The organism is Streptomyces polyrhachis, from assembly GCF_042663125.1.
Classification (GTDB): Bacteria; Actinomycetota; Actinomycetes; order Streptomycetales; family Streptomycetaceae; genus Streptomyces; species Streptomyces polyrhachii.
Genome location: NZ_JBHSZO010000004.1, coordinates 18,197 through 30,810 on the forward strand (window position 1 = coordinate 18,197; position 12,614 = coordinate 30,810).

Below are 12,614 nucleotides of genomic sequence, written 5' to 3' on the forward strand. Positions count from 1 at the left end.
GTAGCCGTGCTGTGCGTGTGCTGTAGCCGTGCTGTGCGTGTGCTGTAGCCGTGCTGTGCGTGTGCTGTAGCCGTGCTGTACGCGCTACTTGACGGTGATGCTGTCGATGATCTTCCGGGTGTCCCCGGCGCTGAGGCTGCCCTCGCCCGCCTCGATCCGCACCGCGAAGATCTTCTTCTTGGAGTCCAGCCCGGTGAGGACGAGGCCGTTGACGACGGTCCCCTCGGGCGCGGTCCCGTACTCACCGGAGGACTTGTAGGTGAAGTCGACGCGCTTGGCCTCGGTGCCGTGCAGGTCGACCGTCTCGGTGCCCTCCTTGACGGTGGTGGTCTGCATGAGGCCGGCGGTGGCGACCCCGGCGGCCTCCGTCACGGTGGACACCTTCTGGAAGTCGCTCTGCACGGAGATCGCACCGGTGTAGCGCCCGCCCGCCTTGAGGTAGACGAACACGTCGTTCTCCTCGGCGCGTTCGCCCGCGGGCTGCTCGCTCCAGGCCGGCGGGTAGGCGAGGGTGACGGTGGGGGCGCTCACGCTCTTCCAGCCCTCGGGCACGGGGGCGTCGGCCGCGTCCTTCGCGCCGGAACCGCAGGCCGAGGTCAGGGCCGTCGCGGCGAGGAGGGCGGCCGCGGACACCAGGGGGCGGCGCGGGGCCGGTCGGTGCTTCATGGGTGGTTCCCTACTTCCGTTTCGCTGCTGCCGTCTCACTTCGCGCAGTACGAGGAGGGTACGTACGCGCGTTCCCCGTTGCGGGGCGCCCCCAGGAACTCCGTCTTCTCCAGGTTCTTCTCCTGGCCGGAGGTCGTGTAGTAGCCGCCGATCCCCGCGACGCCCACGTCGACGCCCAGGCCGGTCTCGTCCGAGGTGGAGACGTTGGAGTAGGTGCTGCGGCTGGTGACGCCCTTCTCGAAGAGGAGGTGCCCGAGGGGGTCGCCGGGGCCGGGGTCCTTCGTGACGGCGGGGTTCTGGAACATGTACGTGAACGCGCCGCCCGGTCCGCCGCCGACGAACAGCAGCGCGCGCAGCTTGTTGGCCTCGGCGCCCGACAGCTCACCGGGCTTGAAGCTGACCGTGGTGGTGACGACCTCGATGTCGGTGGAGCCGGCCTTCTCCTTGGCCTTCTCCTTGCCGCCGCGCCGGTCCTCGTCCTCGGAGTCCTTGCCGTTGCCGACCTGGACCTTGCCGCTCACGTCCCCGTTGGCGCCGGTCTCGACGGTCTGCGTCATCGTGAGGCCGATGATGTTGCCGTCCTTGTCCTGCTTGAGGGTGAAGGCCCCGGCGCGCGATCCGGTGAGCTCGCCGTTGGCGCCGACGCCGACATCGACGGTGTTGGGGACCTTCACGCCCGCCTCGGCCTTCCCGTAGAGCGAGCCCTCCAGCTTCGCGGTCCAGGTGAAGGACTGCTCGCCGGTCTTGTGGTTCTGGGTGAAGGCGACGTCCTCGGACACCTTGCCCTTGATGCCGCCCTCGACGGTGAAGTAGCCGCCGGGCTCGGGATCGGCGGCGGGCGCGCCCTCCTCCGGCTCGGGCTTGCCCTTGGGGCCGAACTGGATGCCGGCCTTGCCGTTGATGTTGCCGCTCACCTTGTACGTGGAGGAGGTCTTGCCGCCGAGGGCCTTCTCCAGCTTGGCGCGCAGGCGGTCCTCCTCGGCCTCGGGCCCCTTGCCGAACCAACTGCCGACCTCGGTGACGACGTTGACGCCGGGAACGTCCGTCATCCGCTGGAGGTTCTTGTACCTCTTGAGGTCCGCGCGGAACTCGTCGGCCTGCTCGGGGCTGTCGAACGTCCAGGAGTCCCCGGCGGACAGCGAGACGCCGGCGCCGATCTCCAGCTCGGGCGTGGCCTTGGCCTTCCCGATCTCGACACCGGGCTTCTTGAGCCCGACGGTCCCGCCCAGGCTCCCGGTGTCGGTGAAGGTGAGCGTGACCTTGGTGTCCGGCTTGCCGTCGCCGTCCTTGTCCTCCTTGGTCTGCGTGACCGTCTGCTCGAAGCCGTACTCCAGACCGGCCTCGACGCCGAAGCGCAGGAAGGACACCTCGGCCTTCCCGCCCTCCGTCGCGGCGGTCACGTGGGTGTCGCAGCTCGCGGGCTCGAAGGTCGCGTCGGTGGTCTTGGCGACCTCCTCCGCGACGGTGCAGTCGCCGCCGGCTACCTGGCAGACGAGCGCCCGGATCGAGGCGTAGATACGGGTGCCCAGCTCGCTGCCCGTGAGGGCGGCGATGAGCACGGCGACGAGGACGATCGTGCCCAGGTACTCGGTGGCGGTGGCACCTCGGTCGCCGCGCGGGCCGCGCAGGGCGCCGTGCGGGCGCGCCGGTACGCGTGTGCCCGGCGTCCGTGCGCCCGGTATCCGTGTGCGTCGTCCCGCTGCTGGTCTCGACATCCTCGCCCCATCCCCTGGCCCCAAGGTCTGTGAGCGTAAGGGGAGGTGACGTATCCGGTCATGGGCCCCCGGGCCCAATTACGGGCCCGGCGCGCAGACCCGGCGGCGGGCGGGCAGCGGGTGGCTCAGCTCAGGGCGCAGGTCAGCCCAGGGCGCGGATCAGCTCAGGGCGCGGACCAGGAAGAGCGTCGCCGCCGCCGAGACGAGGAGGAGCACGGCCACGATCGCGCGCGGGCCGGCGAGGCCGTACTGGTCGGTGGTGGCGGTGGCGCGCGGGTCGGCGGCCAGGTAGTACACGGTGACGGCGTCGCCCTCGCGCAGGGAGAGCGAGGACTCCTCCTGGAACTCCGTCCACTGCCCCCGCGCGTCCGTGAAGCCGATGCGGTGCCGCAGCTCGGCGCGCTCGTCACCGAAGTGCGAGGTGCGCCGGTGGACGCGGGCCAGGCAGCGCCCGGGCGCGCTCAGGCCCTCGCGCCGGATCCGCCCCCGGCGGCGGATCTCACGGCCGTACACGAGGGCGATGAGCGCCGGGAAGAGGGCGAAGCCCGCGGGCAGCGCGATCGGTATGACGGTCTTGAGGTCCATGCCGCCCCTTCGTTCTGCCGGTCCGGCCGGTCCGGACCCGGCGCTGGGCGGCCCAGCGTAGCGTCCCGGCCTAAGCTTCCCGGCCGCCGCAGTGGTTACGGCAGGAGGGTCAGCGTGGCATGTTTCGGCTTGACGGCACGGAAGTGCCTGTGGTCGATGGTGGCGATGCGGTCCACGCCGTACCGTTCGGCGATGGTGATCACAGAGGCGTCGGTCGCGCCGAGCGGGAAGTCGGCGTAGAGGTGCGCGGGTGGCGCCGTTCCATGCGCTCGCGGAAGTAGTCGTCGTGGTTCTCGGCCACGTCGGTGCGTCCGGTCTCCACGGAGCCGATGAGAGCGAGCAGTCCCGCCGGAACCTCCTCGGACCCCTGGGCGGAGGGCTCTACCTCGGCAAGGGCGTCGGCGACCTGGGAGAGCTCCTCGTCCTGGCTGATGATCAGCCGCAGTCGCCGCACCTGGGGCGGGCTGAGGTGCTCCAGCAGGTGCCGCATGTCCTCGTAATCGCGTGCTGCCGTCATGACTCACGTCTGGCACGGTCACGGCCTGGCTGTCCCGGGTCCCCACTATGGGTCTCTTCGTTCACGCCACGGTGTACTCGGTGTCGCCGAAGTCGGCGACGACCCGGAGCCTGCCGCCGAGCGCCTCCACGTAGGACCGAAGGGTCGCCACCTCGGTACGGTCCACCTCGCCGTGCTCGATCGAGGAGACGCGCGGCGCCGAAACCCCCATCGCCGCGGCGACATCACGCTGCGTGAGCTCCTGGTCGCGCCGCACCTCGGCGGCCAGCCGGTCCATGGCCGCCCGCTTCTCCTCCGTTAACTTCGGGGAGCGGGATACGGGCAGCTCACGCCTTCGAGTGAACGCGGTCGCAGCCCGTATCCGGGTGCCCGTACCTGAGGTCCGTGGCACTTCTCAACAACGTCAGGGGGCGGACCTGGGGAAGGAGACCTCCACCCTGCGGTTCTTCTTGCGGCCCTCCTCGGTCGCGTTGGACGCGATCGGGTAGTCCTCGCTGTAGCCGCGCACCTGGTAGGTGACCCCCGAACCGAGGATCTTCGCCAGCTCGCGGTTCACCGCCATCGCACGCTGCTTGGAGAGCACCTTGCCGTGCTCGTACGAGCCCAGGTTGTCCGTGAAGCCGAACACGTTGACCTTCGTCGCGTTCTGCTTGCCGATCTCCGCCGCGACCTCCGCGATGAGGCCCTTGGCCTTCGCGCTCAGCTCCGCGCTGTCCTTGCCGAAGAGGACCTCGGCCTGCAGGGAGAACTTCAGCGTCGTGTTGGACTCCTCGCGGCGCTCGTCACCGCCCTCGACCTCCACGACGGACTTGATGTCCAGCACCTTCGCCGGCGCCAGCACCGCGCCGTCCGCCAGCTTCAGGCCCTCGGCCTCTCCGTCCACCTCCACGGGCGGGCTCGCGGACTCCACCGCGTTGGGGTCCGGCTCGTCCTGCGCCAGCGCCGTCGAGGGGACGAGCAGACCGGCCGCCAGCACGGTCGCCAGTACGGACGCGCGGACGCCGGTGCGGGTCAACTGTCGTGACGCCGGGGTGAGTTCGAACGTTGCGCGCCCCATCAGGAGAGCTCGATCGTCGCGGTGGGGTACGTGGGGATCTGGAGGCCCACCTTGGTGGTGGAGTCGGGGGGTGCGGGGAACTGCATGTAGACGGGGATGGACTCGCCCGCCTTGATGGACGAGGAGAACTTCGTCGCCAGCGGGCGGCCTTCCGTGTCGCGCAGGATGTAGTAGCGCTTCTTGCCCGCGCTGTCTACGAGGGTAGCGCCGCCCAGGGTGACGCCGTGCTTGATGATCTCCGTCTCGTCGCCATGCAGCGCCACAGCAGGGCGCTCACTCCTACCGGTGGTGTTCTTCATCTGCCCCATGACGGTAATGAAACCGCCTTCATCACGCGTGGCCGAGTTGACGATGACGTCCAACCCATCCGACCCCTTGATCGTCACCAGCACCTGGCTCGTGTCCGGCACCGTCTCGCCGCCGCCGTCGTCCGAGCCGCTGCCCTTGCCCTCCGACTGGGCGGTCTTCTTCTTGTCGTCCGTCGGCGTCTTCCCGGCGTCGTCGCTGCAGCCCGCCGTACCGGCGAGCGTCAGTCCGGCGGCGAGCAGGGCCGCGAGCGCCGTGCTGCGCGCTCCGGTGCGGCGGATGGTCGTCATACGGGCGCTCCTTCGTCGGGTCATGCGCGGTCAGTCCTTGAGGTGTACGGAGAAGAGGTCCTCGGCGCTCGGCAGCAGGGCGCGGACGGCCTCCGGCGGCATGGTCGCCAGGATCTCCAGGTCGATCGGCGGCCAGGGCACACCGTGGCAGACCAGTTGCATGAGGGGCAGCACGCGCGGGGCGCCGGTGGCGCCGATCGGCGCCGGGATGGGCACGAAGCTGCAGCGCGGCTCGATGACGGCCGTGGCGGCGGACTTCACGGGCGCGTTCTCGGTCCCGGGCACGAGGGAGTCGCCCACCCGCTTGTCCGCCAGGGTCTCCACCCGTATACCGGTGGGCCAGAATACGCGCTCGCAGGCGGTGACCCGGGAGTCGTTCTCCGCCGCGAACTCACTGGCGCGCGCGCAACCGCTCTCGGGGCTGCGGGCGTTGAGGTAGTGGTCCCACTGCTCGGCACGGGTGATGTTGTTGATCCAGCCGAGGTGGAGGCCGCGCCTGGCGTCCTGGGCGGCGGCGAGGGCGGCGGCGTCCGCCGCGCCCTGGTCCTTGTTCTTCCCGACCGCGCTCTGCGCGACGGCGAAGAAGACGAACGCGAGGAAGAGCAGGCCCCCCACCGCCGTGAGGTAGATGGGAAATGCCTGCCCTTCGTCCTTGCGCATGGTGCTCCGGCTCAGTTGCCGGCGACCTCGTCGACCTTCTTCTGGATTGCTTCGAAGATCGTCTCGCCGATGTCCGTGCCGACGATCACGGCGATGATCGCCGCGACCACCGCGATGATGCCCAGGTACTCCACGGCCGTCTGGCCCTTGTCCGAGCGGCGCTCGGCCGCCGCGGTCAGGGCGAGCTGCCAGGCGACGACTGCCTTCATCGGGTTGATCGACTTCATGGTGTGCCCCTCCGTCAGCGGCCGGCCGCTGGTCGGCCGACACGTGCGTGTACGTCTGCTCCGCAGCGCCCCCGCCCACTCGGTCCCCCGTGGCGGCCGGGTCGCTGTCGATGACGTAAACGTACGTGCGACCCGGGGTCCCGGTGCAGGGCCCATGGGCCCAATCCCGGGCCCAAAGGCCGGATTGGGCCTGCGGGTTGGGGAGGGCCCAGACCTCGGGCCCGGCGGTTCTCCTGTGCGTACTCACCAGCGGGACCCCCGTCCTCGACCGTCCGTGATGCCCAGCCAGCGGGCGACCGCCTCGCTGCGGCTTGAGCTCTGCAGTTTCGCGAAGATGCGGTTGATGTGGTTCTTGACCGTCTTCTCGCTGATGAAGCAGGTGGCGGCGATCTGCGCGTTCGCCATACCCGAGGCGATCAACTCCAAGATCTCCACCTCCCGTTGGCTCAGTCCGTAGCGGTCGGCCTGCGACTGCCGGGCCGCCCCCGACGCTCCCCCCGCTCCCCCACCGCCTGCTACAGACGCGGAGTCTGCCATATCCGGTTGCACGTGCGAAGGGCGTACAGGTGAACCTGCGGGGTGCCGGGCAGGCGGATCGGGAGCGGGCGGGTGCTGGTCCGGGAAGCCCGGCGGGAGGGGCGCCGCCGGGGCGCCCCGCAGGTGGGCGAGCAGCGCGGTGGCCGCCGTGGGGCTGAACTGGGCCTGCCCGGCGCGGACGGCGGCGAGCGCGCCGACCAGCTGCTCCACGGTGAACTCGCCGTGGACGAGGTAGCCGGAGGCGCCCCGGCGCAGGGCCTCGCGCACGATGGCGTCCTCGCTGCTGTAGGTGAGCATCAGCACGGGGGCGAGGGGCGTGAGGTGGGGCAGCGCGGAGAGGCCGTCGACGCCGGGCATGCGGACGTCGAGGAGGACCACGTCGGGGCGGTGGGCCTGCACGACCTGCACCGCCTCGCGGCCGTCGGCGGCCTCCGCGACGACGCATATGTCAGTGCGGCCGGCGAAGAGGCTGGTCAGGCCGGCGCGCACCACGGGGTTGTCGTCGGCGACCACCACGCGCAGGGGGGCGGGGGGCGGGAGCGGGGGGAGCACTCCGGGGAGTTCGCCGGCCGTCACGGTCGGTCTCCTTGCGTAGGCGTGGCTGCGGGTGCGGCTGAGGGAGCGGGCGTCAGTGCCGCCAGGGGCAGGTCGAGGCGCACCTCGGTGCCGGAGTCGGTGCGGCCGCGGCCCAGGCGGATGCGGGCGCCCACGGACAGGGCGCGTTCCACGACGCCCACGAGGCCGAAGTGGCCGGCCTCGCGCAGCTGCCGCAGGTCGAGGCCGGCCGGGAGGCCGCGGCCGTCGTCCAGGACGCTGATCCGCAGCAGGCCCGTCTGGGGGACGAGTCCGGCCTCGACGACGACGTGGGAGGCGCGGGCGTGGCGGCGGGCGTTCTCCAGGCACTCGCCGACGATGACCGTGAGCTGGCGGGCGACGGCGTGCGGGACGGCGGGCAGCGCCGCGCCCTGGGCGGACAGGCCCGCGAGGCGGAACTCGGCGGGGGGGTCGCCCCGGCGGCTGAAGTCCTCGGTGGCGGCGCGCAGTTCGGCCGTCAGGTCGGTGGCGGTGGCGGCCTGCTCCGACTGGCGGCGCAGGTCGGCGAGGAGTTCGCGGGACTCGGCGGCGGCGCGGCGGGCCGCGCGGGCGACCAGGTCGGCCTGGGAGGCGACGGCGGCGTGGTCGGTGCGGGGGTCGCCGGCGCGGGCGGCGAGGCCGTCGGCGGCGAGGGCGACGCCGTGCAGGGTCTTGGCGACGGAGTCGTGCATCTCGCGGGCCAGGCGGGCGCGTTCGTCCGCCACGGCCCGGTCCACGGCGAGGCGGGCGCGGGTCTCGGTGAGGGCCTCGCTGGCGGCACCGAAGCGCAGCAGCAGGTTGCGCAGGGTCACGCCCAGCGCGCCGGCGACGACGCACAGTCCCGGCAGGAGGACGGCCGTGGCGGGGGAGACGGGGCCGGGGACGGCCCCCTCCGCGAGGAGGATGAGGAATCCCTGGGCGGCGGCGAAGAGCGCGGCGACGCGCCAGCCGTAGCCGAGGCCCGCCAGCAGGGGCGTGCACAGGCAGACGAAGGCGATGCCCGAGCGGGGGGTCGCGGTGATGAGGAGGAGGCTGCCCAGCAGCATGTCGGCGGCCAGCAGCCAGGGGTGGCGCAGCAGGAGGGGCCCCACGCGCTCCCAGTCGCGAAAGCCCGCGTAGCCGCCCATGAAGGTGGCGAGCACCGCTGCCGCCACCAGCCAGGTCGCCGGGCCCGGGCGGGCGCCGCCCAGCGCCAGGGGGGCCGAGAGCGCGGTCATGACCAGGCGCAGGCCCAGGATCTGGCGGCACATGGCCTGGAGGGCGGAGACCTGCAGGCGCAGGGTGGGGGCGGTGGCCGCGCTGTCGTCGTCCGGGTCGTGCCGGCCGGCGTCGAAGGCGGTGAGCGGGGCTGCTGGCGGGGGCACGGGGTCAGCCGCCCAGGATGCTGCCGAAGTCGACGTCCGAGCCGTAGATGAAGCCCGCGACGAGCAGGATCATCGTGGCGGGCACCATGATCGAGGTGATGACCATGGTGGACTTCGGTACGGCCTTCGCGGCGGCCCGGCGGGCGAGCTGGGCGTCGGTGCGGCGCATGTCGTTGGCGAGCTGGATGAGGGTGTCCACGATGGGCGCGCCCAGCTCCTCGCCCTGCTGGAGGGCGGTGACGAACATGGCGACCTGCTCGGAGTCGTTGCGCTGGCGCAGCTCCTCGAAGGCCTTGCGCCGGGACATGCCCATCTCCATCTGCCGCAGGGTGATGCGCAGTTCGTCCGACCAGGGGCCCGAGTACTTCTCCGAGACGCGGGCCAGCGCCTCGCGGAAGCCCAGGCCGGCGGAGACGACGACGGCCAGGACGTCGAGGAAGTCGGGCAGGGTGCGCTCGATGTCGGCGCGGCGCTGGCGTACGGCCGACCAGATGCCGACCTCCGTCCACACCGCGCCGAAGGCGGCCATCATCAGGGCGAGGAGGACGTTGCCCTTGCTGAGCATCGACAGGAAGCCCAGGACGCCGAGGATGGCGTAAACGGCGCGGCGGGCGGCGTAGCGGTCGATGGTGAGGCCGCCGGGGTTGCCCGCCATGTCGATGCGGCGGCGGGTGGCGTCGACGCGCTTGGGGCCCATCAGGCGCAGCACGGTGGGGGCGAAGCGCATGCCGAGGCGGTCCACGAGGGAGCCGGCGGCGTTGACGCGGCTCGCGCCGACCTCCAGGGCGACGGCCAGGTCGGCGGGGAGTTTCGCGTCCGCGCGGTACATGCGCAGGCCGGCGAAGGCGCCGTACACGGCGAGGCCGACGGCCAGGGCGAGGGCTAGGGCGAGCATGGGTGGCGTTCTTCCTTAGACCTTGATCTTGGACATGCGGCGGATGATGAGGAAGCCCAGGCCGTAGAGGGCGAAGGAGACCACGACGCAGGTCTGGCCGACGAAGGAGCCGGTGAGGCGGTCCAGGGCGCCGGGCATCGCCGCGTTGAGCAGCAGGAGGGTGCCGACGCCGAGCATGGGGACGGCGTAGGCGGTCATGGTGACCTGGGAGAGCTGGGTACGGACCTCGCGGCGGGTCTCCTTGCGCTCCTCCAGGGTGATCGTGAGGTTGCGCAGCGAGCCCACGACCGTGCCGCCGGCCCGGTTGGAGAGCACGAGGGTGGAGACGAGGACGACCAGCTCGCGCGAGGGCAGGCGCTCGGCCAGCTCGGCCAGGGCGTCGTCGATGCTGCGGCCCATGTCCAACTGGCGTGTCACCCGGCGCAGTTCCTCCCCCGCCGGGGCCTCCATCTCCTCGGCCGCCATCGCCAGCGCGGAGCGCAGCGCCAGTCCGGCCTGGGTGCCGTTGGCGAGGACCCGGGAGAGCTCGGGGAGCTGGGCGATGAACTTCTCGGTGCGGCGGGTGCGCTGCCAGGTGAGGAAGTTGGAGCCGCCCCACAGGGCCAGCAGGCCCGCGATGGGGCCGAAGAACGGCGCGAAGACGGAGGAGGCGGTGAACCACAGCAGGGCGACGGCCGCGACCACGTAGACGAGGAACTCGCCCGGGGTGAGGTCCAGGCCGGTGGCGGCGAGGCGCAGTTCGATGCGCTTGCCCAGGGCCGTGCGGCGCAGTCGGCGGTCCACGCCGGTGAAGCGCTTGCGGCGGCCGGTGAGGTTCTCGAAGACGCCGGTGTTGGCGAGGCGGTCCTCCAGCGCCTGGCGGGCCGCGCGGCCCTGGCTGAAGGCATGGGTGCCCGCCACGGCCAGGGTGCACGCCACGAGGGCGGCGCCGATCGTCAGCAGGGATATGTCCACGGCTTACCGTGCCTCTCGGATGGCGAGCTGTTCCTCGTACTGGGCGACGCCGAAGGCCGCCGGGATCGCCTCGCCGCGCATGCGCAGGCGCTCGGCGGCGCGCGGCGGCAGCGGGAGGTGGGTGAAGTGGCCGGGCACGCGCCCGTCCGCGCCCATCGGTCCGGCGTCGAAGCGCGCCAGCGACACCAGGCGGTACTCGTCGCGGCCGTGGCTGTCCAGCACGGCGATCTCGCTGATGCGGCGGGAGCCGTCGGCGAACCGCGTCAGCTGGACGAGCACGTCGACGGCCGAGTTGATCTGGTCGTGGAGCGCGGCGAAGGGGATGTCGACGTCCGACATCGACGCCAGGGTCTGCAGCCGGGTGAGGGCGTCGTCGACGTTGTTGGCGTGGACGGTGGCCAGGGAGCCGTCGTGGCCGGTGGACATCGCCTGGAGCATGTCCAGGGTCTCGCCGCCGCGGACCTCGCCGACGATGATGCGGTCGGGGCGCATGCGCAGGCTGTTGCGTACCAGGTCGCGGATGGTGATCTGGCCGTTGCCCTCGACGTTCGCGGGGCGCGACTCCAGGGTGATGACGTGCGACTGCTGGAGCTGGAGCTCGGCGGAGTCCTCGATGGTGACGATGCGCTCGTGCTCGGGGACCAGTCCGGACAGGGCGTTGAGGAGGGTCGTCTTACCGGAGCCGGTCGCCCCCGAGACGATGATGTTGAAGCTGGCGCGCACCAGCGACGACAGCAGCATCACCATGTGCTCGTCCAGGGAGCCCAGCGCCACCATCTCGTGCAGGGCGTAGGCGCGGGGGAAGCGGCGGATGGTGAGGATGGGGCCGGTGAGGGACAGCGGCGGGATGATGACGTTGACGCGCTCGCCGGTCTTGAGGCGGGCGTCGACCATGGGCGTCGACTCGTCCACGCGGCGGTTGACGGTGGAGACGATGCGCTCGATGGTCTGCATCAGCTGCTCGTGGGAGGTGAAGCGCACGTGGTGCAGGCGCTCCAGGCGGCCCGAGCGCTCCACGTAGACGTGCTCGGGGCCGTTGACCATGATCTCCGTGATGGAGGCGTCCTCCAGCAGCGGCTCCAGCACGCCCAGGCCCAGCGCCTCGTCGACCACGCGGCGCACCAGCTGGGCGCGTTCGGCGGTGGACAGGACGGGGCCCTCGCGGCTGATGATGTGGCCCAGGACGCGCTCCAGGCGCGCGCGGCGCTCGTGGAGGGAGAGGGTCGACATCTCCGCGAGGTCGATCTCCTCCAGGAGCTTCACGCGGTAGCCGGAGACGAGGTGGCTGTCGTCGAGCCGGCTGCTGTTGTCGCCGTGGTTGGCGATACGCGACTGGAGACTCATGGTGTGGGTTCCTTACTCCCTAGCGCTCGCTCTTGGGCATGACGGCGGTCTTGGTCGTCGTGCCGAAGCCGACGCCGGGGATGATCGAGGGGATGGTGACGGTGACGGTCGCGCTCGTGCGGTCCAGGCCCCTGTCGCAGGAGGCCGGCCGCATCCCGTCGCGGACGTAGTCGCTGACCGCCGCGTAGGCCGCGGCCTCGCAGCTCTTGAGGAACCCGTCGCGGGTGTCCGCGCGGGCGGCGGCGCGGGCGGCGGTGCCGGCCTGCTGGACCGTGTAGGCGGCGATGCCCAGTTGGATCACGGCCAGGGCGACGGCCAGCAGGATGGGCAGGAAGCCCAGGAACTCCAGGGAGACCTGGCCTCTGTCCCGGGTGGCCCGGGGGGCTCGGGTGGTCCTGGTGTCCCGGGGGGCTCGGGTGTCCCGGGTGTCGGTGCTGCGCGGTGTCTCGGTCATCGGTCAGTCCTCCCGTACCGCGCCGGCCGTGCCCGTCACGTGGCCCCAGGGGAAGTCGACACCCGGGAAGAGCACGGGAACCGAGAGGGCGACGCGTACCTTCACCAGCTGGGGGTCGGACTCGTCCACTCCCACACCGCCCACGCTCCAGGCGTCGGGCAGGTCCTCCAGCACGGCGGCCCGCGCGGCCGTCCCCCGGGCGTAGAAGGGCTCCACGGCCGCCGCGCGCGCCGCCTCGTCGGCCGCGTGGCCGGCGAGGGTGTAGGTGTAGCCGACCAGCACGAACTGCCACAGCAGCACCAGCACGGTCAGGATCAGCGGCGTCATGCCCAGGAACTCCACCGACACCTGGCCGGCGTCGCGCCGCCGCCGCTCGCGCCGCCCCCGGCCCGCTCCCCGCGTGCGGGGGACGCCGGGTATTCGGGTCCTCTCCCGTGCCATGTGCCTCACCCTCCCTGGTGCCGTCTGCC

Annotated in this window: 16 protein-coding genes; all 16 read right to left on the bottom strand. The window is 71.9% G+C overall.

Features of this window, described 5'->3' with window-relative positions; genetic code table 11:
- Positions 1–84: 84 nt before the first annotated feature.
- Positions 85–666, bottom strand: coding sequence for a hypothetical protein (locus tag ACFQLX_RS03475; protein WP_386411770.1), 582 nt, complete (start codon positions 664–666; stop codon positions 85–87).
- A 35-nt stretch (positions 667–701) separates the two neighbouring features.
- Positions 702–2,381, bottom strand: a complete 1,680-nt coding sequence (locus ACFQLX_RS03480) for a hypothetical protein (RefSeq protein WP_386411772.1) — start codon at positions 2,379–2,381, stop codon at positions 702–704.
- Between the two features lie 159 nt (positions 2,382–2,540).
- Entirely contained in the window at positions 2,541–2,966 is a 426-nt protein-coding gene (locus ACFQLX_RS03485; protein ID WP_386411774.1) for a DUF3592 domain-containing protein, read from the bottom strand.
- A gap of 199 nt (positions 2,967–3,165) precedes the next feature.
- Positions 3,166–3,483: a hypothetical protein gene (locus ACFQLX_RS03490; RefSeq protein ID WP_386411776.1), complete on the bottom strand. Its 318-nt coding sequence runs from the start codon at positions 3,481–3,483 to the stop codon at positions 3,166–3,168.
- 61 nt (positions 3,484–3,544) lie between these two features.
- The gene (locus ACFQLX_RS03495; protein WP_386412107.1) at positions 3,545–3,808 is read right to left on the bottom strand and encodes an XRE family transcriptional regulator; all 264 of its coding nucleotides are present in this window, start codon (positions 3,806–3,808) and stop codon (positions 3,545–3,547) included.
- A 78-nt stretch (positions 3,809–3,886) separates the two neighbouring features.
- Positions 3,887–4,540 (bottom strand): OmpA family protein, encoded by a 654-nt coding sequence (locus tag ACFQLX_RS03500; RefSeq protein WP_386411778.1) that lies wholly within the window; start codon positions 4,538–4,540, stop codon positions 3,887–3,889.
- The gene (locus ACFQLX_RS03505) at positions 4,540–5,136 is read right to left on the bottom strand and encodes a hypothetical protein (protein WP_386411780.1); all 597 of its coding nucleotides are present in this window, start codon (positions 5,134–5,136) and stop codon (positions 4,540–4,542) included. The genes ACFQLX_RS03500 and ACFQLX_RS03505 overlap by 1 nt, the downstream gene beginning before the upstream one ends.
- Positions 5,137–5,166: 30 nt before the next feature.
- Positions 5,167–5,796 (bottom strand): pilus assembly protein TadG-related protein, encoded by a 630-nt coding sequence (locus ACFQLX_RS03510; RefSeq protein ID WP_386411782.1) that lies wholly within the window; start codon positions 5,794–5,796, stop codon positions 5,167–5,169.
- 11 nt (positions 5,797–5,807) lie between these two features.
- Positions 5,808–6,005 (bottom strand): hypothetical protein, encoded by a 198-nt coding sequence (locus ACFQLX_RS03515; RefSeq protein ID WP_386412109.1) that lies wholly within the window; start codon positions 6,003–6,005, stop codon positions 5,808–5,810.
- A 261-nt stretch (positions 6,006–6,266) separates the two neighbouring features.
- A complete protein-coding gene (locus tag ACFQLX_RS03520) occupies positions 6,267–7,136 on the bottom strand; it encodes a response regulator (RefSeq protein ID WP_386411784.1) in 870 nt (289 codons plus the stop codon).
- Positions 7,133–8,497 carry a sensor histidine kinase gene (locus ACFQLX_RS03525; protein ID WP_386411786.1) on the bottom strand — a complete coding sequence of 455 codons (1,365 nt, stop codon included), beginning with the start codon at positions 8,495–8,497 and terminating at the stop codon, positions 7,133–7,135. Before ACFQLX_RS03525 ends, ACFQLX_RS03520 begins: the two co-directional genes overlap by 4 nt.
- A gap of 4 nt (positions 8,498–8,501) precedes the next feature.
- Positions 8,502–9,392, bottom strand: coding sequence for a DUF5936 domain-containing protein (locus ACFQLX_RS03530; RefSeq protein WP_386411788.1), 891 nt, complete (start codon positions 9,390–9,392; stop codon positions 8,502–8,504).
- Between the two features lie 15 nt (positions 9,393–9,407).
- Positions 9,408–10,346 carry a type II secretion system F family protein gene (locus ACFQLX_RS03535; RefSeq protein ID WP_386411790.1) on the bottom strand — a complete coding sequence of 313 codons (939 nt, stop codon included), beginning with the start codon at positions 10,344–10,346 and terminating at the stop codon, positions 9,408–9,410.
- Between the two features lie 3 nt (positions 10,347–10,349).
- Positions 10,350–11,690 carry a CpaF family protein gene (locus ACFQLX_RS03540; RefSeq protein ID WP_386411792.1) on the bottom strand — a complete coding sequence of 447 codons (1,341 nt, stop codon included), beginning with the start codon at positions 11,688–11,690 and terminating at the stop codon, positions 10,350–10,352.
- 19 nt (positions 11,691–11,709) lie between these two features.
- Positions 11,710–12,144, bottom strand: coding sequence for a TadE family protein (locus ACFQLX_RS03545; RefSeq protein WP_386411794.1), 435 nt, complete (start codon positions 12,142–12,144; stop codon positions 11,710–11,712).
- 3 nt (positions 12,145–12,147) lie between these two features.
- The gene (locus tag ACFQLX_RS03550; RefSeq protein WP_386411796.1) at positions 12,148–12,585 is read right to left on the bottom strand and encodes a TadE/TadG family type IV pilus assembly protein; all 438 of its coding nucleotides are present in this window, start codon (positions 12,583–12,585) and stop codon (positions 12,148–12,150) included.
- Positions 12,586–12,614: the final 29 nt, after the last annotated feature.

Bases quoted from the DNA above. Each gene is read 5' to 3' on its own strand.
- ACFQLX_RS03515 (WP_386412109.1), bottom strand. From the start codon at position 6,005: ATGAAGGCAGTCGTCGCCTGGCAGCTCGCCCTGACCGCGGCGGCCGAG.
- ACFQLX_RS03475 (WP_386411770.1), bottom strand. From the start codon at position 666: ATGAAGCACCGACCGGCCCCGCGCCGCCCCCTGGTGTCCGCGGCCGCC.
- ACFQLX_RS03500 (WP_386411778.1), bottom strand. From the start codon at position 4,540: ATGGGGCGCGCAACGTTCGAACTCACCCCGGCGTCACGACAGTTGACC.
- ACFQLX_RS03530 (WP_386411788.1), bottom strand. From the start codon at position 9,392: ATGCTCGCCCTAGCCCTCGCCCTGGCCGTCGGCCTCGCCGTGTACGGC.
- ACFQLX_RS03510 (WP_386411782.1), bottom strand. From the start codon at position 5,796: ATGCGCAAGGACGAAGGGCAGGCATTTCCCATCTACCTCACGGCGGTG.
- ACFQLX_RS03480 (WP_386411772.1), bottom strand. From the start codon at position 2,381: ATGTCGAGACCAGCAGCGGGACGACGCACACGGATACCGGGCGCACGG.
- ACFQLX_RS03505 (WP_386411780.1), bottom strand. From the start codon at position 5,136: ATGACGACCATCCGCCGCACCGGAGCGCGCAGCACGGCGCTCGCGGCC.
- ACFQLX_RS03485 (WP_386411774.1), bottom strand. From the start codon at position 2,966: ATGGACCTCAAGACCGTCATACCGATCGCGCTGCCCGCGGGCTTCGCC.
- ACFQLX_RS03550 (WP_386411796.1), bottom strand. From the start codon at position 12,585: ATGGCACGGGAGAGGACCCGAATACCCGGCGTCCCCCGCACGCGGGGA.
- ACFQLX_RS03490 (WP_386411776.1), bottom strand. From the start codon at position 3,483: ATGACGGCAGCACGCGATTACGAGGACATGCGGCACCTGCTGGAGCAC.
- ACFQLX_RS03545 (WP_386411794.1), bottom strand. From the start codon at position 12,144: ATGACCGAGACACCGCGCAGCACCGACACCCGGGACACCCGAGCCCCC.
- ACFQLX_RS03540 (WP_386411792.1), bottom strand. From the start codon at position 11,690: ATGAGTCTCCAGTCGCGTATCGCCAACCACGGCGACAACAGCAGCCGG.